General features: G+C 60.7%; 15 protein-coding genes. 11 read left to right on the forward strand and 4 right to left on the reverse strand.

The genetic code is table 11. From position 1 onward, the window contains the following. Nucleotides 1–220: 220 nt before the first annotated feature. From ACZM8Y_RS14645 to ACZM8Y_RS14660, 4 genes are all read right to left on the reverse strand, one after another. A complete protein-coding gene (locus tag ACZM8Y_RS14645; protein ID WP_479859472.1) occupies nucleotides 221–2,086 on the reverse strand; it encodes a sigma 54-interacting transcriptional regulator in 1,866 nt (621 codons plus the stop codon). Further along, the gene (locus tag ACZM8Y_RS14650) at nucleotides 2,086–5,616 is read right to left on the reverse strand and encodes a response regulator (RefSeq protein WP_487480115.1); all 3,531 of its coding nucleotides are present in this window, start codon (nucleotides 5,614–5,616) and stop codon (nucleotides 2,086–2,088) included. The genes ACZM8Y_RS14645 and ACZM8Y_RS14650 overlap by 1 nt, the downstream gene beginning before the upstream one ends. A 141-nt stretch (nucleotides 5,617–5,757) precedes the next feature. Beyond that, nucleotides 5,758–5,982 (reverse strand): translation initiation factor IF-2, encoded by a 225-nt coding sequence (locus ACZM8Y_RS14655; protein WP_302553374.1) that lies wholly within the window; start codon nucleotides 5,980–5,982, stop codon nucleotides 5,758–5,760. Nucleotides 5,983–6,055: 73 nt separating this feature from the next. Then, complete coding sequence (locus ACZM8Y_RS14660; protein WP_482331134.1) at nucleotides 6,056–6,346, reverse strand: cysteine-rich small domain-containing protein; 291 nt, start codon at nucleotides 6,344–6,346, stop codon at nucleotides 6,056–6,058. 306 nt (nucleotides 6,347–6,652) lie between these two features. Here ACZM8Y_RS14660 and ACZM8Y_RS14665 point away from each other — a divergent pair, with 306 nt between their 5' ends. From ACZM8Y_RS14665 to ACZM8Y_RS14715, 11 genes are all read left to right on the forward strand, one after another. Continuing rightward, nucleotides 6,653–9,379, forward strand: a complete 2,727-nt coding sequence (locus ACZM8Y_RS14665) for a molybdopterin-dependent aldehyde oxidoreductase (RefSeq protein WP_479859477.1) — start codon at nucleotides 6,653–6,655, stop codon at nucleotides 9,377–9,379. A gap of 132 nt (nucleotides 9,380–9,511) precedes the next feature. After that, nucleotides 9,512–11,875 (forward strand): pyridine nucleotide-disulfide oxidoreductase/dicluster-binding protein, encoded by a 2,364-nt coding sequence (locus ACZM8Y_RS14670; protein ID WP_482331143.1) that lies wholly within the window; start codon nucleotides 9,512–9,514, stop codon nucleotides 11,873–11,875. A gap of 155 nt (nucleotides 11,876–12,030) precedes the next feature. Next, nucleotides 12,031–12,246 carry a DVU_1557 family redox protein gene (locus ACZM8Y_RS14675; protein WP_479859475.1) on the forward strand — a complete coding sequence of 72 codons (216 nt, stop codon included), beginning with the start codon at nucleotides 12,031–12,033 and terminating at the stop codon, nucleotides 12,244–12,246. Continuing rightward, the gene (gene trsM, locus ACZM8Y_RS14680) at nucleotides 12,243–12,950 is read left to right on the forward strand and encodes a DVU_1556 family methyltransferase (RefSeq protein ID WP_482331150.1); all 708 of its coding nucleotides are present in this window, start codon (nucleotides 12,243–12,245) and stop codon (nucleotides 12,948–12,950) included. The genes ACZM8Y_RS14675 and trsM overlap by 4 nt, the downstream gene beginning before the upstream one ends. After that, nucleotides 12,947–13,396, forward strand: coding sequence for a DVU_1555 family C-GCAxxG-C-C protein (locus ACZM8Y_RS14685; protein ID WP_337432154.1), 450 nt, complete (start codon nucleotides 12,947–12,949; stop codon nucleotides 13,394–13,396). Before trsM ends, ACZM8Y_RS14685 begins: the two co-directional genes overlap by 4 nt. Beyond that, nucleotides 13,393–14,760 carry a radical SAM (seleno)protein TrsS gene (gene trsS, locus ACZM8Y_RS14690; RefSeq protein WP_482331221.1) on the forward strand — a complete coding sequence of 456 codons (1,368 nt, stop codon included), beginning with the start codon at nucleotides 13,393–13,395 and terminating at the stop codon, nucleotides 14,758–14,760. The genes ACZM8Y_RS14685 and trsS overlap by 4 nt, the downstream gene beginning before the upstream one ends. Next, nucleotides 14,757–15,839, forward strand: a complete 1,083-nt coding sequence (locus tag ACZM8Y_RS14695; protein ID WP_479858355.1) for a DVU_1553 family AMP-dependent CoA ligase — start codon at nucleotides 14,757–14,759, stop codon at nucleotides 15,837–15,839. The genes trsS and ACZM8Y_RS14695 overlap by 4 nt, the downstream gene beginning before the upstream one ends. A 95-nt stretch (nucleotides 15,840–15,934) precedes the next feature. Beyond that, nucleotides 15,935–16,546, forward strand: a complete 612-nt coding sequence (gene ruvA, locus ACZM8Y_RS14700; RefSeq protein ID WP_005027369.1) for a Holliday junction branch migration protein RuvA — start codon at nucleotides 15,935–15,937, stop codon at nucleotides 16,544–16,546. Beyond that, on the forward strand, nucleotides 16,546–17,574 hold the full coding sequence (gene ruvB / locus ACZM8Y_RS14705) for a Holliday junction branch migration DNA helicase RuvB (protein WP_302553366.1): 1,029 nt from the start codon (nucleotides 16,546–16,548) through the stop codon (nucleotides 17,572–17,574). Before ruvA ends, ruvB begins: the two co-directional genes overlap by 1 nt. A gap of 11 nt (nucleotides 17,575–17,585) precedes the next feature. Further along, nucleotides 17,586–18,314 carry an FAD-dependent thymidylate synthase gene (gene thyX / locus ACZM8Y_RS14710; protein WP_479858354.1) on the forward strand — a complete coding sequence of 243 codons (729 nt, stop codon included), beginning with the start codon at nucleotides 17,586–17,588 and terminating at the stop codon, nucleotides 18,312–18,314. 11 nt (nucleotides 18,315–18,325) lie between these two features. Then, a complete protein-coding gene (locus ACZM8Y_RS14715; protein ID WP_302553364.1) occupies nucleotides 18,326–18,793 on the forward strand; it encodes a phosphatidylglycerophosphatase A family protein in 468 nt (155 codons plus the stop codon). The last annotated feature ends 313 nt before the right edge of the window (nucleotides 18,794–19,106 follow it).

The following is a 19,106-nucleotide window of genomic DNA, read 5'->3' on the forward strand; positions in this document are numbered from 1 at the left end:
GCTACTCGATATGATAAGCTGGCCATAACTTTTAAAGCATCTGTCATGCTGGCATCATGCCTTATTTGGCTCCAGTAAACTATTTAGGGACAGCCCCTAGGACACAGCTTTCCTTTTCTTTCCCTTCTTCCCTCAAATCGCCGGACAAATCACGTCCGTCCTCTTTCCCAAAGACTTTCGCGTTTGTGGAATCCCAGAGCGAGGCGTTTTCTGAACCGGGCTATTTGCCCTCTTCGTCCTCCAGATTGAACTGCTTGATCTTGCGGAACAGGGTACGGCGGTCGATGCCGAGGATATCCGCCGTTTCCGCGCGCTTCCAGTCGTTGCGGCGGAGCGTTTCAAGCAGGTATTCCCGTTCAAAACGATCCAGCGCCGTAGCCAACGGCTCCTGCGGGAGGGCTTGGCGGTGTTCGGCCTCGTCGGAGCCTGTTTGCCCCCCGGCGGGAAGCTGTCCTGAACCGACCTGCAATGTGCCGAGCTGGACTTTGCCGAGCGTCAGGTAACGGTACAGCGTATTGTGCAGTTCGCGGATGTTGCCCGGCCAGTCGTACTGCATGAACGCCTGCATGACCTCGCCGTTGAGGGAGGGGAGATCCCCGACGCGGGGGTAGGCGTTGAGGAAGTATTCGATGAGCAGGGGGATGTCCTCCTTGCGCTGGCGCAGAGGGGGGAGGTGGATCGGGATGACGTGGATACGGTAGAAGAAGTCCTCGCGCATCTGCCCTGAAGCGACCCGTTCAGCCAGATTGCGGTTGGTGGCGGCGATGATGCGGAAGTTGGGCTTGTGCAGGTCGGAGCCTCCGACCGGGGTGAAGCCCTGCCCCTCGATGGCGCGGAGGAGCTTGGTCTGGGCGGAAAGGCTCAACTCCCCCAGCTCGTCGAGGAAGAGGGTTCCGCCGTCGGCCCGGTCGAGGCAGCCCTTGCGGTCGGCCAGTGCGCCCGTGAACGCGCCTTTTTTGTAGCCGAAGAATTCGCTTTCAAAGAGGTTTTCGGGGATGGCCCCGCAGTTCACCGCGATGAACGGCTTGTCACAGCGCGCACTGCATTCGTGCACGGCGCGGGCGGCCAGCTCCTTGCCCGTCCCGGATTCCCCGAATATGACCACGCAGTCCTCCGTGGCCCCGGCGCGGGCAATGAGCTCAAACACCTCGCGCATGGGCGGCGAATCCCCGACGATGTTGTTGAAGCAGCGGGCCTTGAGGCGTTCACGGAGTTCTTCGTTTTCCCTACGGATGCCGAGCTCGTTCTTTTGCTTTTCCGTAATGTCGTTGACGAGCCCTTCAATGGTAATGAGCGTTCCCGATGCGTCGAACGCGCCCGATGACTGTTCCCACACCCATTTTTCCTCGCCCCACGCCGTGATGATACGGTAGACGAGTTCCCAGCGGCGGTGCTCTTTGAGGGCTGTTGCGATGGTGCTGCGGATGGTTTCGCGATCCTCTTCGTGGGCGATGTCCAAGAGGCCGAGGCGTTCCTCACCCATGAACCTGTCCGGCGCATACCCCGTCAGGCCAAGGACGCCGTCGCTGACGAAGCTGACCGCGCGGCGGGCGTCGGGGATGCCGCCGATGACGGTTTCCCGGTAGGCGAGGCCGGGCAGGTTGTCGAGCAGGGCCAGCAACTGGCGGCGGTGCTCGTCCAGTTCCTTGCCGATTTCGGCGTTGTGGCGTTTGAGCTGTTCGCGCATCTGCTTGTTCATGATGTGCGTACGCACGCGTGCCAGCACCTCGGCGTCATGGAACGGCTTGGTGATGTAGTCGACGCCGCCGACCTCGAACCCCCGCGTTTTCTGGCTGGGATCGTCCACGTAGGAAATGAAGACCACGGGGATGTCGCACAGCCGGGGATCCCGCTTGATGTGCTCGCAGACGGCATAGCCGTCCATGTCCGGCATCATGACGTCAAGCAGCACCAGATCCGGGATCTGCTTGCCCATGTATTCCAGAGCCTTTGTCCCGCTTTTGGCGACGCCGAGCCGGTACTCCCGGTTCAGCTTGCTGACGAGGATCCGCAAGTTGGTGGGATCATCGTCCACGACGAGGACAAGGGGCTTTTCGTATTCCGTTTCCATAAGCAGAGGCTCCATCACAGCGTATCCGGGGGAAGCAGCGCCAGCGCTTCGTCATAATCGTAAAAATCGATCGCCTGCTGTAGTTTTTCCATCAGAGCAGATGGAAGGAAAGCCGTCAACGGCATGATCGCCTCCGCGATCCGTTCGGGATCGGCAAGGGCCAGCATCTCCTTGAAATGTTGCAGTTGCGCTTTTTGATCTTCATTCAGCGTTCCGGCCTGTATGGGCTGGGGTGGGGCATCCTGCAGCTGCGGCGTTTCAGGGAGGGCTTCCAGTACGGATATCTGCACGGTGGCGAAGGCCTCCTCCAGTGCGTTGAGCAGGGGAGAGAATGTCTGTGCAAGCGCCGCCGTTTCGACGGAGGCGTTCCCCGACTGCTTGACGAACTGCTTGAGCGCGAGCTCCAGCGCGTGGGCATCCTGCTGTACGGCGATGGCCCCCACGTTGGCGGATGCCCCTTTCAGGTTGTGGGCTTCGCGGATGAGCCATTCCCACGCCGGGCGGCACAACGCCTGTTCGGGCAGGGCGGGATCGAGGTACAGCCCCTTGCGCAGGGCGGGCAGGGCTTCTGAGGTGTTGCGCACGTAGCCCCGCAGGATTTTCTGGTACGTCTCCGGCGAAACATTGAGGCGTTCGATGGCCCCGGCGTCGAGGCAGGGGGGCAGGGACGTGTTGTTGAGCACGATAGGGGCGGAAAGCGCCGAGGGCTCCGAGCCCTGCGGGGCCTGTTCGGGCTTGCGCGGCAGGATTTTGTTCGGAAGCAGGGCCCGCAGCGTGCCGAACAGGGCCGCACGGCTGAGGGGCTTTGAAAGGTATCGGGCGATCCCGGCGGAAAGCGCCCGCATTTTGTCCTCGTGCATGGCGTGGGCCGTGATTGCGACGATGGGCAGCCCTTCGAGTTCGGGCATGGTGCGGATGATCCGGGTGGCCTCGTAGCCGTCCATGACCGGCATCTGGACGTCCATCAGGACGAGATCGAAGCGCTCGCCCCGCTGTGCGCCGACCCTGAGCGCGTCGAGGGCCTGTTTGCCGTTGCTGACGATGGTAAGCTGGACGCCCGTATCTTCAAAGAGCGCTTCCATGATTTCCTGGTTGGTGGGGTTGTCTTCCGCCACAAGGATGCGGACGTCATGGAACAGCGGCGTTTCCATCGGCGAGGGCAAGGAGTGCAGCCGCCCGGAGTAGGCCACGAGGCAGGGCTCGTTGAGGGAAACAATGGATTCGTGCAGCCCGCGCAGGGTCATGAGGGACAGGATGGCGACCTGCCCGTCGTGCTGGGCGGCGTCCCGGTTGGATACGGAAAGGATTTGTTCGCCCGCGTGCTCGTCCATGAGGATGGCGGGGATGGTGCGCCCGAAGGCCGTGCGCAGTGCGCGCAGGGCATACAGCGTATTGGGTTCCGAAAGCTTGCGGTCGAGGAACAGGAGATCCGGCTGTTTCTTGGGCAGAGCTTGCGCCTTGCTTACGGCCTCCTCCGTGTTTGTGGCCGTAAGCGCATCAATGCCGAGGGCCGAAAAGTGGCGGCAAAGGATTTCCGTCTGGAGCGGCGAGGCGCTGAGGACGAGCGCATGGATCGGCTGGGCCGGAGGGGGCGGCAGCTGCGCGGTCGCTCCAGAGTCGGGCTGGGTACATAGCGGAATGGAAAACGCGAAGGTGCTGCCGACGTTGGGTTCGGATTCCACCCATATTTCGCCGTGCATCATTTCGACAAGCTGGCGGCAGATGCACAGGCCGAGGCCGGTTCCCCCGTGGCGGCGCGTGGTGGAGGCGTCCACCTGTCGGAAGGGCTGGAAGAGCTGGCCGAGGAATTCCGGCGCGATCCCGACGCCCGTATCGCGCACGAAACAGATGATCTGTACGCGCCGCTGTTCCGGGCAGGTGTCGGAAGGCAGCGGTTCGGCATGGCCCTGCTTGAGCGTCACGCAGATCTGCCCGCCGGGGCCGGTGAACTTCACCGCATTGGTTACGAGGTTCATAATGATCTGCTGGAGGCGCCCGGCATCACCGATCAGCGCGATCTGCATGTGCGGGTCCATGTCCACGACGAGCTCGATGCCGCCCGCATGGGCGTTGTGCAGGGCCACGGTGCAGACGTGGTGCACCACGTCGTCCAGCATGAACGGGGCCTGCTCAAGCTCAAGGTGCCCGGCTTCGATCTTCGACACGTCGAGCAGGTCGTTGATGATTTCAAGAAGCGCCCGCGAAGACTGGAGGATGGCCCGGAGGTAGCGGTGCGGGGGGGTCTTTTCCTTGAGCAGGGCGAGTTCGGCGAACGCCATGATGCCGTGCAGGGGCGTGCGGATTTCGTGGCTGATGTTGGCGAGGAACTGGCTTTTCGCGGTCGTGGCGGCGTCGGCGGCTTCCTTGGCGAGCTGGAGCTCGGCGTTGATGGCTTGCAGGTCGCGCGTGCGCTCGTTGACGCGGTGTTCCAGTTCCACGTTGGACTGCTCCAGCATGGCCCGGCTTTCCCGAAGCTCCTTTTCGGCACGATCGTATTTGGCCAGTTCCTGATTGAGCTGGGCCGTCCTGCGCGATACCTGCCGCTTGAGGGAAAAGTTCCAGTAAAGGACAAAGGCAAATACCGTGAACAACACTTCCGCCGCAAAGAGCATCATCCAGATGGTCTGTTTGGAGAAGGCCTTCTTTTCATACGGCTGGAGCCACTTCTGGGCAATGATCCTGCGCTCTTCCTGAGTGATTTTGCCGAGCGCCTTGTTGATGATGCTGTGGAGTTCGGGCCAGTCCTTGCGGATGCCGAAGGCATGTCCGTAAGGCGCGTCGATGGGGCCGGCGACGCGGAGGTTGCGGATGCCGCTGTTGTTGATTTTTTCCGTAATATTGAACTGGTAGTCGATCATGGCGTCAACTTCGCCGAAGGCGACTTTCTGCAGCCCCTCCAGCGTGTTTTTGACGGGCACGGGCACTATTTCAGGGTGCAGTTCCTCAAGGAAATCATGCCACGAATACCGGTTGACCACCGCGACCTGCTTTCCGGCCAAGTCCTTGATCCCCTCTATGTCCGGTTCCGTTTCGCCCGTGGAAGGGCTGCGGGCCATGAGCCCGTCCTTGGTGGGCTGCCGAGCCACGATGATGCCGGGGAGCACAATGTAGGAGGGCGTGAACAGCATATATTGGGAGCGGTGCTGCGTCTCCGCCGCGGCGATGTACATATCCACCTTGTGGGACGCGGCCATGTCCGTCGTGTCGCTCCAGTCGGAGGGGGGCGTGATGCGGAAGGTGAGCCCCGTCATCTTGTGGAGGATGCGGAGGTAGTCCGGGCCGATGCCGGTATAGCGGCCTTCGGCGTCGAATTTTTCCAGAGGGTAGAAATCGGGATCGATGCCGACCCGGACAGTGTGGTTCTTGCTGAGCCACAGGCGTTCCTGAGGCGTGAGATCGTCGGAAATGGATTCCTGCCGTTCCATGACGGCATCCACAGGATCGACGTTCCGGTCGAACAGGTTGTCCTGCATGGCTTTCAGGACGAGAAAAACCTGCGTCGCCACGAGAAACACGCCGAAAAGAAGGACTGTCAGCAGACGCACGCGAACCTCATACAACTCGGAGTGGGTGGGGGAGCCAGCGGGCAGGGAAGGCGCCCGCCGAGTCTCCAAAAAAGAGGCAAGCCCGGAACGTCCCATGTCGGCGCATCCCGGGCTTATTACGGATCATACGGAAGGTCAGGATCAGTCCTTGCCGAGGCCGGAAAGGTACTCATGGGCGGCTGTCAGCACGTTCGGCATGAGGATTTCCCCAGCTTTGGGGTTACATTTGGCCATGGCGATGCACGCGGCCAGATTGTCCCGGACGCGTTCAGCCATGTGGCGGGCCTGCGTCTGGGGCGTCAGGGTTTCCATGTGGGCTTCAACCTTGGCGAGGGCTTCTTGGGCTTGTTCGAGCTTGTTGGGCATGAGGGATCATCCTTGCGCAAAAGTGTTTCAGAAAGGCGACTATAACGCAGGCTTTGCTGTTTTTCAAATAAGATCATTCCGTGGGCTGTCGAGGCCCCTTTTCCTTCCTTTCTGCGGCGCTTTGGCGTATCGCCGCGGAAAGCCTTTGGATAATGCGATCATAGTTGTCGGGCTGATGGGGGGCGCGGCAGAGGGTGCAGTCCTTTATACCGTTCGCGTTCCAGCGGGGGGTGCCGATGCATTCCGGCAGGAAATAGAGCGGGCAATAACAGAAAAGGCAGTTGAATGTTTCAGGATCCGCGTTAGGGTGGCACGAAAAGTAAGCGCAGGACGTGTTCCTGAAAAAGCGGGAGCTGTTTTGCATGGGTGTTTCCTCAAAAACAGTATCAGTGTTTTTCGGGTGACCGCATTGACAGAATGCAGGGCTTCTTATATGCACAAATAAACATATCCGCTCTTCCAAGCAGGGTAGGATAGGTGCACGTCATCGGGAACCGTTTTTGTACGGAACCGTGCCTGAGGGTGCGGGGAAGGAGCGGCTTCCGAATGTACTCATCAAGGCAGGCTACAGGGGAACCGGTGAAAAGGGAACAGCCCTTTCGTCCGGGTATCCAGAAACCCTCCGGTTGGGCCCGTCTGACGGGCTGGCCGTGGAATCAAGGAGTGGCACATGATTTCCAAGACTCTCATTGTAAATGGCATGACGAAAACGCTGCTGGTGAATCCGGATGATTCGCTGGCCGACGTATTGCGCGGGCAGCTTTTGCTGACCAGCGTAAAGGTCGGATGCGGCACGGGTCAGTGCGGTGCCTGTAATGTGATTCTGGACGGCAAGCTGGTGCGTACCTGTACGCTGAAAATGAAACGCGTTGAAGACGGGGCCGCCGTCACGACCCTTGAAGGCATCGGCACGCCCGAACATATGCACCCGTTGCAGCTTTCGTGGATGTTCCACGGCGGCGCGCAGTGCGGTTTCTGTACGCCCGGCTTCATCGTGTCCGCCAAATGCCTGCTCGACAAGAACCCGGCCCCGACCCGCAACGACGTGCGCGACTGGTTCCAGAGCCACCGCAACGCCTGCCGCTGCACGGGCTACAAGCCGCTGGTCGATGCCGTCATGGACGCCGCCGCCGTCATGCGCGGCGAGAAATCCATCAAGGACATCGAATATAAGGAGCCCGTGGACGGTCGCACATGGGGTTCCCGCCGTCCGCGTCCCAACGCCGTCGCCAAGGTGACCGGCACGCACGACTTCGGCGCGGATACCGCCCTCAAGATGCCTCCGAACACGCTGCATCTGGCGCTGGCTCAGGCCAAGGTTTCCCACGCCAACATCAAGGGCATCGATACCTCCGAAGCGGAAGCCATGCCCGGCGTGTACCGCGTGCTGACCCATAAGGACGTCAAGGGCAAGAACCGCATCACCGGCCTCATCACCTTCCCGACCAACAAGGGGGACGGCTGGGATCGTCCCATCCTGAACGATACCAAGATATTCCAGTACGGCGACGCCCTCGCCATCGTGTGCGCCGACTCGGAAGCGCACGCCCGTGCCGCCGCAGACAAGGTCAAATTTGATCTCGAACTGTTGCCCGAATACCTGAACGCCCCGGACGCGATGGCTCCCGACGCCATTGAGATCCATCCGGGAACCCCGAACGTGTATTTTGAGCAGAAAGAGGTGAAAGGGCAGGAAACCGCGCCCTTCTTCGCCGACGCCAATAATGTGGTCGTGGAAGACAGCTTCTACACGCAGCGCCAGCCCCACCTGCCCATTGAGCCGGACGTGGGGTACGGCTACATGAATGAAGAGGGCAAGCTGGTCATCCATTCAAAATCCATCGGCCTGCACTTGCACGGCCTGATGATCGCCCCCGGTCTGGGGCTTGATTTTGCCAACGACATGATCATGGTGCAGTGCAACGCGGGCGGTACCTTCGGCTACAAGTTCAGCCCGACGATGGAAGCGCTTATCGGCGTGGCCGTGCTCGCCACAGGCCGTCCCTGCCATTTGCGCTACAACTATGAACAGCAGCAGCAATACACCGGCAAGCGCTCGCCGTTCTTTACGACCGTCCGGTACGCCGCCGATAAGGCCACCGGCAAAATCAAGGCGATGGAAACCGACTGGATCGTCGACCATGGCCCGTATTCCGAATTCGGCGACCTGCTGACCCTGCGCGGTGCCCAGTACATCGGTGCTGGATACGGCATCGAAAATATCCGTGGTATCGGCAAAACGGTCTGCACGAACCACGGCTGGGGGGCTGCGTTCCGTGGCTACGGCGCTCCGGAAAGCGAATTCCCCTCCGAAGTGCTCATTGACGAGCTGGCCGAAAAGCTCGGCATGGATCCGCTGGAACTGCGTGCGGTCAACTGTTACAAGCCCGGCGATACCAATCCTTCCGGTCAGGCCCCCGAAGTGTTCAGCCTGCCGGACATGATCGATATCATGCGCCCCAAGTTCAAGGCGGCGAAGGAAAAGGCCGCGGCGAATTCCACGGATGCCGTGAAGCGCGGCGCGGGTGTGGCTATCGGCATCTACGGCTGCGGCCTTGACGGCCCCGACTCGGCGGAAAGCTGGGCGCAGTACAATGAAGACGGCACGGTCACCATCGGCGTGTGCTGGGGCGATCATGGGCAGGGTGCCGACGCCGGCGCGCTCGGTACGGCTCATGAGGCTCTGCGTCCCCTGAACATCGCCGCCGACAAGATCCGCCTTGTCATGAACGACACCTCCAAGGCCCCCGTGGGCGGCCCGGCTGGCGGTTCCCGTTCGCAGCTCGTGGTGGGCAATGCCATCCGCGTAGCCTGTGAAACCCTGATCGAGGCCATGAAGAAACCCGGCGGCGGTTTCTACACCTATGATGAAATGAAGGCCGAAGGCCGCGAAGTCCGGCAGTACGGCAAGTGGACTACCCCGTGCACGTCCCCGGACGAAAACGCGCAGGGCGAGCCTTTCTGCTGTTACATGTACGGCCTGTTCATGGCTGAAGTGGCCGTGGACATCACGACCGGCAAGACCACGGTGGAAAAGCTGACCATGATCGCCGACATTGGTAAGGTGAACAACCGCCTCGTAACGGACGGCCAGTTGTACGGCGGCTTGGCGCAGGGTGTCGGTCTCGCCCTGACCGAAGACTATGAGGACATCAAGAAGCACTCTACGCTTATCGGCGCCGGCCTGCCCTACATTAAGGACATCCCGGATGACATTGAGCTGATCTATCTTGAAAACTCCCGCAAGGACGGCCCGTTCGGTGCTTCCGGCGTGGGTGAGCTCCCGCTTACCGCTCCGCATGCCGCCATCATCAACGCCATCTATCAGGCTTGTGGTGCCCGCGTGACGCATCTGCCCGCACGTCCCGAAAAGGTGCTGGCCGCTCTGAAGAAGTAATTGATGGAGTGAGATGACGCGCCCGGCCTTGCTCGTGAAGGCCGGGCTTTGCAGCCCTCCCGGTTCTTGTATAGCGAGATGCGTTATGCGGGCCGGGAGGGTCTTTGATTTCGACGGTTTTCGGGAGGCGTTATGGAACAGGCGGATCTGCGGAGCTGGGAACGGCAATGCACCCAGGATGATATGCCCAAATGTCGGGCGGCCTGCCCGTTGCAGATGGATGTGAGGCCGTTTCTCGAACGGATGGCGCACGGGGATATGCCCGGGGCCCGCAAAGTGCTGGAGCGGTATCTGCCTCTGCCCGGCGTTTTGGGACGGATTTGCGAACACCCGTGCGAAACGGCCTGTGTCCGGCAGGGGCTTGGTGGGCCGCTCGCCGTTGGCGCGCTGGAACGGGCCTGCGTATCGCAGTGTCCGCAGCAGACGCGGAACCTGCCGCGTCCCCCAAAAAGCAAAAAGGTCGCCGTGATTGGTGACGGCATGGCGGGGCTGGTCGCGGCATGGGATCTTTCCCGGAAGGCGTATCCCGTGGATTTGTTCTATGTGGGCGGGCAACCGGCGGAAGGTTTGCTCGCCGCATTCCCCTCACTGGCGCCGGAAGCCTTGGATGGTGAACTCGAAAGCATGCGGAAAAGCGGCGTGACGCTGATCCGCCGAGAGCCTGACAGAGCCCTGCTTCAGGAAGTAGAAGGCTATGACGCCGTTTTTGTGGATGTTTCCTGTGCCCCGGGCTTGGCCCCAGCATCACGGGATGCTGTGGATTCCGTAACGCTGAATGTGGCGGGTGGGCCGGAACATGTCTGTTTCGGCGGCTGGCCGTCACTGGACGGGACGGGCACCCCCGTTGCATGGGCGGCGGAAGGCCGCCGGGCCGCTATGACGCTTGAGCGTTCCATGACCGGTGTTTCCCTGACGGCTTCGCGAGAGAATGAAGGCGCGAGCGCCACCCGGCTGCACACCCCGCTCGACGGGCTGGCTCCGTTGCAGCGGCTGGAACCGGAGCACCCCGGTGAAGGGTATTCGCTTGAAGAGGCCAAAACCGAAGCCGGAAGATGTTTGCAGTGCGAATGCCTCATTTGCGTGCGGGAGTGCCTGTACATGCAGAAGTACAAGGGCTACCCTCGCGTTTACGCCCGCCAGATGTACAACAATGCCGCGATCGTGAAGGGACACCATCAGGCCAACACGATGATCAACAGTTGTACGCTGTGCGGCCAGTGCGAGGTTTTGTGTCCGGAAGGCTTTTCAATGGCGGATTTGTGCCTGTCGTTCCGAAGGGATATGGTTCGGCGCGGCATGATGCCCCCTTCGGCGCATGAGTTCGCGCTGGAGGACATGGCCGCCGCCAACGGCCCGGAATGTGCGCTGTCTTTCGCTGGGTTGGGGGCGGATGGGAAGGCTGCGGAGCGGTGCGGGCATGTGTTTTTCCCCGGCTGTCAGCTTGCGGGCGCACGGGGAGAACAGGTTTTGGCCGTGTACGAGACGTTGCGCAAAGATCTCGGCAACGTCGGCCTGTTGTTGCAGTGCTGCGGCGTTCCCGCGCAGTGGGCGGGAGAGGAAAAGCTGTTTGCGGAAACCGTGGAGTCGCTCAGGTCCACATGGGAGTCGCTTGGGCGTCCTCGCGTGATCGCCGCTTGCGCCTCCTGTTGCAAGACGCTGCGTGAAGCCTTGCCGGAAATGTCCGTAGCGTCGCTTTGGGAAGTGCTTGATACGGAATGCCCCTCGCTGTTTTTCAGTGGGGAAGCCTGTTGCTGCGGCGTCCCCACATTGAGTATTCATGATCCCTGTTCCGCCCGTCATGACGAGGTATGGCTGCGGTCGGTGCGGAGTCTCCTTGCCAAACGGGGCGTCCCGTTTGAGGAGCCGCGTTTGTCCGGCGAAACGACGCCCTGTTGTGGGTACGGAGGGCTGGCATGGGATGCCAATCCGCAGCTTGCTTCGGCTATTGCGGCGGATCGGGCCGGTCAGCTTGAGCACGACGCCGTCACATCCTGCATCATGTGTAGGGAACGTCTGGCCGCGGAAGGCAAGCCTTCCCTGCATATGCTCGATCTGCTGTTCCCTCGTGAATCCCTTCATGCGGCGGCGACCGCAAAAGGAAGCGGGTTGTCGGCCCGGCGAGCGGGACGTGCCGCACTGCGAGCTGAGGTGCTCCGGCGTTATGCCGGGGAAAACGTGGCAGAAACGCTTGATGACGGCATCCCTGTCCGCATTGCTCCGGATGTCTTGGAAAAGATGGAAGAGCGCCATATCCTGAGGGAGGATGCCGTGCGTGTCGTGCGCCATGCCGAGGCATCTGGGGATACGTTCCTGAACCGGGACAATGGGCATTTTCTTGCATCCTTGCGCTCTGTACGGGTGACGTTCTGGGTGGAATACAGCGTTGAGGACGGTGTGTGCGTCGTGCATGATGCCTACTGCCACCGGATGGAGGTACCCGGCACATCAACCCCCGAAGGCCGTTACGAGGCTGTCCGCAGCCCGTTCCACCTTTAAAATGCCGCAGGGGAGAGTGGCGGGGATAACGGAAGGTTGCCGTTCCCAGCCACCTGCTGAAATGGAACAGGCCCCGGCCCCCGAATGGGTCTTACTGTGAGCTCAGTGATAACCAGCTATGTGAGAAAGCGGAAATTTCCGGCGGGAGGATCATCATGGCTATGGAACCGAATTATATGCCGGACCCCGGTGACTGGGTATGTGCCCGTTGCAAGTGCCCCTTGGAACAGGTCAAAGTTCAGGTCGGCTACCTCGGCAGTGCGTTTGATGTTTCTTTGCCCCGTTGCCCGTCCTGTGGATTGACGATGATCCCCAAGTCCTTGGCTGAGGGAAAGATGGCGGAAGTGGAAGCCCTGCTGGAAGACAAATGATTCCGCAGCATCAGGAAGAGCCTTTATACCAGCGGGAGCTTTTCCGCCTGGCGTCGGCGGATTGTTTCCGTCCCGGCGGCGTGGAGCTTACCGCGCGGGGGCTCGCATACTGCGCTTTCAGCGTCGGCGAGCGGGTGGCGGATTTGGGGTGTGGCCTGGGCGTGACGCTGGCTTTGCTGGCGGAACGTGGCCTGCGCCCGGTAGGTATGGATTGTTCCTCCCCCATGCTTCTGGAAGCGGAAGGGCGGTTGTCCGGAGTGCCGCTCCTCGCGGGGACGCTTGAGGGGCTTCCGCTGCGGGATGTCTGCATGGACGGCATAGTCTGCGAATGTGTCCTTTCCCTGTCGTCCGACCCTGAACGGGCGTTGGGCGAGATGTGGCGTGTCCTGCGGCCGGGGGGACGGCTGTTGCTTACGGACATTGTGGCCCGCGGAGGCGGCTATGGGGTGGACGGGCAAGGATGCGCGCGTGGTGCCGTGCCCGTAGATGTTGTGGCGGAACGGCTGGCGCGGCAGGGATTTCGTGTTCTGGCTTCCGAGGATCATTCACGGCTGCTCGCTGAACTGGCGGGCAGGCTCCTGTTTCAAGGCGTCCCCCGTTCGGCCCTGCTTGCGTGGATGGGGGGATGTCCGGGGGGCGGTTCGGCTTGTTCGGAAAAACGGTTTGGATATTGGATGTTCGTCGCGGAAAAGGGGAATAAATGAACGCATTGATGTTGGAACTCGTACCGCTGATTCGGGAAGGCTACTGTTGCAGCCAGCTCCTTATCCTGCTCGTCTTGCAGCAACAGGGGGTGGAAAACCCCGGACTCGTCAGGGCTGCCGGCGGACTTTGCCACGGAATGGGGCAAAGTGGCGGTGCGTGCGGGCTGTTGACGGGAGGCGCGGCGGCGCTTGGGTATCTGGCGTGTAAAGGGGCCACGGGTGAAAGCGCCCATCCGATGGCGGAACCGTTGATCAACGACTATGCGACGTGGTTTGCCCAGCATGTATGTACCGGAGGGTGCCGGGATGTTTCCTGTCCTTCCATTCAGGAAAAAACAGGCGGAGGTGCGGACATGACACTGTGCGGGGATCTGCTCGCCGACTGTTGGGACAAACTCGTCGATTTGTGCGCCGGGTACGGAATCGACATGACGGAGCCTCGATAATGTCCCCCGCCCGTTCCCTGCCGCAGGCCACGGAGAGCCTCTGTCCCGTCTGTTTGCGGCGCATCCCGGCAGAATATGTGCTTGATCCTGCGGAAGAGGGTACTTCCACGGTTTTTCTGAACAAGGAGTGCCCGGAGCATGGCGCTTTTTCCGTTCCCATTTGGCGCGGTTTGCCGGATTTCCGGTCTTGGGTTCGTGACAAAACGCCTTCGTATCCTCGGCATCCATTTGTAGAGCGGGATCGTGGCTGTCCTTTCGACTGCGGGTTGTGCCCGGATCATGCCCAGCATACCTGTACGGGGTTGATTGAAGTGACGGGGCGGTGCAATCTGCGTTGCCCAGTCTGTTATGCCAGTGCCGGGGAACAGATTGCGCCGGAGCCCTCCCTTGAACGCATCGCCTTCCAGTTGGATCGCCTCAGACAAGCGTCAGGGGCGTGCAATGTGCAGCTTTCCGGCGGTGAGCCCACGGTACGGGATGATCTTCCCGCAATCGTCCGTATGGCCAAAGCTCGCGGTTTCGCGTTGATCCAGTGCAACACCAATGGATTGCGTCTGGGGACGGAGCCCGGATATGCGGCGAAGCTGCGCGAAGCGGGGCTGGATTCCGTCTATTTGCAATGCGATGCGGCGGATGATGCGGCCCATGAGATTTTGCGCGGGAGGCGTTGCCTTCCTGAAAAGCTGGAAGCGATCCGGGCGTGCGGCGAAGCGGGGATCGGGGTCGTGCTGGTGGCGACCGTGGCGGCGGGCGTTAATGCCGACCGCTTATGGCCGCTGGTGGAAATGGGGCTGCGTCTGGGAAGGCATGTCCGGGGCGTACACTTCCAGCCGATGTCCTCGTTCGGACGTTGCCCGTGGCGATCCGACGGTGCGCCGCGCGTGACATTGCCGGAGATCGCCACGGAGCTGGAACGGCAGTCGCAAGGGCAGATCCGATGGATGGATTTCCACCCTCCGGGATGTGAAAACGCGCTGTGTTCCTTCAGTGCCGTCTATCGGAGAAACGGGGAAACATTGGAACTGGTGCAGGGCGCTTCCTCCTGTTGCGATTGCGGGGAAACGCCGTCCGCTGCGGAGGGGGCCCGCAAGGCCAAGGCCTTCGCCGCCCGGCACTGGAGCGCGCCCGTGTCCCCGGCAGCGGCCCGGGATGGGGATGCGTTCGATCGGTTTTTGGCGTCGGCGGGGATAGAGCAGCGCTTTACCGTGTCCTGCATGGCATTTCAGGATGCCATGACGCTGGATCTGGAACGGGTCAAAGGGTGCTGCATCCATGTCGTCAGCCCATCAGGGAACTTGATTCCGTTTTGCCTGTACAACCTGACCTCGTTTGACGGCACCACGCTGTACCGGGGCCGTGTATGATGACGCGCCCGTTTCTGGACGACTGGATCGCGCGTTGCTGCGGGCTGGATGTGCTGAGCGAAGGATCGTTGCTGCGGTATCAGTTGCACAAAATCAACGAGGTGTTGCGCTATGCGGAACGCAACAGCCTGCTGTACCGGAAACGTCTTGCGGGCGTTTTTGCGTGCCACGGAGAGGCGATCCGGGCGGGGGCATGGCCTGCTTCGCTTGATGACGTGGCACAGCTGCCGTTTACGACGGCGCGGGATCTTGAGGATGGCTGGAAGCGGTTTGTCTGCGTTCCGCTGGATGCCATTGCCCGGATGGTGACGTTGAGCACGTCCGGAACAACCGGGGAACCCAAACGGCTGGCTTTCGCCTCCGCTGATCTGGAGCGGACGCTGGATTTTTTCGCCCACGGCATCAGTGTGCTGGTACGCCCCGGTGATACGGTGCTCATCCTGTTACCCGGAGCGGAACGCCCTGATGGGGTTACGGATCTGCTCATCCGGGCATTGCCCCGGATCGGAGCCCGGGGTGTTGCCGGGAATCCTGCGGTTGATCCGGCTGGCTTTCTTCGAGAACTGGAGCTCTACCGCCCGGACTGTCTGGTCGCCGCGCCGGGGCAGTTGCGCCGTCTTTTGGGTGCGCATCCGGCCTCTCCGGGAATCCGGGCCATATTGTCGAGCGCGGAGCCTTTGCCGCTGGATTTGGAAGAGTTGCTTGTCCATTGTTGGCATTGTGAGGTTTTCGATCACTACGGCCTCACTGAGACAGGCTACGGCGGTGGGGTTGAATGCCCCGGAAAGCAAGGGTACCACCTGCGCGAGAGTGATTTGTTTTTTGAAGTCGTTGATCCGGTTTCCGGTGAACCTGTGCCTGACGAGACGCCGGGTGAGGTGGTCTTCACCACATTGACGCGTCAGGCCATGCCGCTGATCCGTTACCGGACGGGAGACATGGCGGCCATGTTGCCCGGCCCGTGCGTTTGTGGGAGCCCGCTGAGGAGGCTCTCACGGATCAGGGGAAGGTTTCGGACGATCGGGGACAGGCTGGAAGTGCTCGCCCCACGCAAGGGCTGGATGGAAGATTCGGGCTGATATGAGAGGGGGTTTTCTCCCGGCGGGGTTTGGGCTATGCTGGCCCTCGGTACGCCATCCGGGTGTTGCCGCTCAAAACAGGGAGAGAACACCCCATGATCGCTTATATAGAAGGGCGGTTGGCGGAAGTGTGCGCCAACGCTTGCGTCGTTGTCACGGAAGGCGGCGTCGGCTATGAAGTCTACCTGCCGCAGCAGACGCGGCTCCAATTGCCGGAACGGGGCGGCCATGTCCGCTTCTACATTTGCCATATCGTCCGGGAAGACGCGCAGGAACTGTTCGGTTTCGAGACATGGGACGAACGGCAGACGTTTATTGTGCTGACATCCATTTCCAAGGTGGGGGCGCGGACGGCTCTCGGCATCCTTTCCGCGTTCCGCCCCGACGACCTGCGGCGCTTGGTGCTTGAGGACGACGTGCTTGCGCTCACGCAGGTTTCCGGTATCGGCAAGAAGAGCGCCCAGCATATTTTCCTTGAGCTCAAGTATAAATTGAAGGTTGAGGACATGCCGGCGGCGGCCTCGCTGCAGTTGGGCGTGCCCGGAAGCGTCTACCGCGACGCGTTGACGGGCCTCGAAGGGCTTGGCTACGCCGAAGCCGAAGCCGCGCCCGTTTTGAAGAACATCCTGCACGAAGAGCCTGATCTTGAAGTCAGCGAAGCCCTCCGTGCCGCCCTGAAAGCCCTTGCCCGCGAACGGCAGAAGTAATGTCCGATTCTCTTAATACGCCATCATTCCTTCCCCCCGCAGATTTGGCGAAAGAACTGTCGGCTCCCGAATCCGGCTCTCCCGGTGACGAAAGCATCCGGCCTTCCCGTTTGGAGGATTTCATCGGGCAGGAGGAACTGAGGGCCAATCTGCGCGTCTTTCTGAACGCCGCCCGTGAACGTGGGCAGGCGATGGATCACGTCCTTTTTTACGGAAACCCCGGCCTTGGGAAAACGACGCTCGCCCAAATCATGGCGGCGGAATTGGGGGTCAACCTGATCTGTACGTCCGGCCCGGTACTGGAGCGGAGCGGCGATCTGGCGGCCATCCTGACCAACCTCTCCCGCCACGACATCCTGTTCGTGGATGAAATCCACCGGATGCCCATTGCCGTGGAGGAAATCCTGTATCCGGCGCTTGAGGATTACAAGCTCGATCTGTTGATAGGGCAAGGGCCCGCAGCCCGTACCGTCAAAATCGATCTGGAGCCGTTCACGCTCGTGGGTGCCACGACGCGCATCGGTTTGCTTTCCTCGCCGTTGCGGGATCGTTTCGGCATCATCAGCCGCCTGGAGTTCTACACGCCTGAGGAGCTGTCCCGTGTGGTCATGCGCTCCGCGCGTATTCTGGGGGTACCGATCACTGAGGGAGGCGCACTGGAAATCGGCCGCCGTTCGCGGGGAACGCCGCGTATCGCCAACCGGTTGCTGCGGCGCGTGCGCGATTTCGCCGCTGTCTACGGTTCCGGCGTGGTGGACGAGGAACAAGCGGCGCATGCGCTTCGGCGCATGGACGTGGACGAGAACGGGCTGGACCAGATGGACCGCAAATTATTGCGCGTCCTTGTGGATATTTACGGAGGCGGGCCCGTGGGCGTGAAGACGCTGGCGGTGGCTTGTTCCGAAGAAGTCCGTACGATTGAGGATATTTATGAGCCGTATCTTATTCAATGTGGATTTTTGAAGCGCACCTCACGGGGCAGGATGGCTACGGCAAAAGCGTATAAACATTTAAATATGCTCGGATAGCCGGAGATCATATGCCTGTAGTCCAACCTCGCGTCGAATTGCTTGCTCATACGCCGGAACCGCTTTCCTTGGTGTATGCGGCGTTTCGTCAATGTTATCACGCCGGATTCGTGGCCGATATGTGGTCCCGCCTGCTCGCCGGGGACATCGGCCGCGAAAAGCAGGCTCAGTTTGTGGCTTCCATTATGGAGTCCGGCCATGCCAGCCCGGTTGAGCACGTCAGTTTCACGTTTGCGCTTGGCGGCGTGTCCCGCGCCTTGACGCATCAGCTCGTGCGTCACCGTATTGCGTCGTATTCGCAGCAGAGCCAGCGCTATGTGGACGGTTCGGATTTCGACTACCTGATCCCGCCGGAGATCCGGAAGAATCCGGAAGCGCTGGCGCGGTTTGAAGGGATCATGCGGGAGATCGGTTCCGCTTACCGGGATCTTAAAGGATTGCTTGAAGAAGCAGGGCGAACCGGATCCAAGGCGAATGAGGATGCGCGTTTTGTCCTGCCGCAGGCCACGGCGAGCAACATTGTCGTAACCATGAACTGCCGGGCATTGCTGAACTTTTTTGAGCACCGCTGTTGCCGCCGTGCACAGTGGGAAATCCGGCACGTCGCGGACGAGATGCTCGCGCTGTGCCGGGGGGTATTGCCTGAGGTCTTTGGTCTGGCTGGTGCCAAGTGTGAGCGGCTGCGGTACTGTCCCGAAGGGGAAAAATTCTCGTGCGGGCGTTTTCCTGCCAAAGCATAGAGAGGGTTGTAATGGATAAACTGACGCTCGCCTTTTGCCGGCTCGGTTTTGCGGGGCTGTCTCCCATCATGCCGGGGACATGCGGTTCCGCGCTGGCGGCGGTTCTGGCTCCATTTTTGTTCATTCCACTGCCGTTTGTCGCCCGGATTGCGGTGCTCGTACTTGTGTTTTGGATTGGAGGAATGGCCGCGACCCGTGGTGAACAGATACTCGGCTGCAAGGATCCGGGTGAGATTGTTATTGACGAACTCCTTGGCATGTGGTTGGTGCTGTTGCCGTTTTCTGATCCGGGCTGGTCAAAGATAGGTATCGCCTTCATTTTATTCCGGGTTTTTGATATGTGGAAGCCGTGGCCTGTCCACGCCTCCGAAAGTTGGCTGCCCGGTGGCTACGGAGTTATGATTGATGATGTCATGGCAGGGTTACAGGCGTTGCTGGTCATGTGGCTGTTGCAGTTGGCCGGTTTTTGGGGAACTTGAGCAGTATGTCGCCCCTCAGGGGGATTTTTGCAGATCCCCTGCGTGGGTAAAGGCGGACATTTTCCCCACAGCGGAATCAGACGGAAGTTTTTTTGAGCGTTATGCGCAAGAAACGCGGTAGGCCCTTTTTTTGGGGGGGCCGCGTTTTCAATATAGGAAGAGATGATTGGAAAGAGGATGGTTAGAGCCCATCCTCTTTTTTTAATGTCTTGCCCTAACTAAAGAGAATTTGCTGGAAAACTTGAATGGGCTTTGAGTATATGCCGCAAAAGGTTTTAGAGGAATGTAGAGGGGGATTGATGGGGAAGTGAGG

Source organism: Bilophila sp. (genome assembly GCF_057864385.1).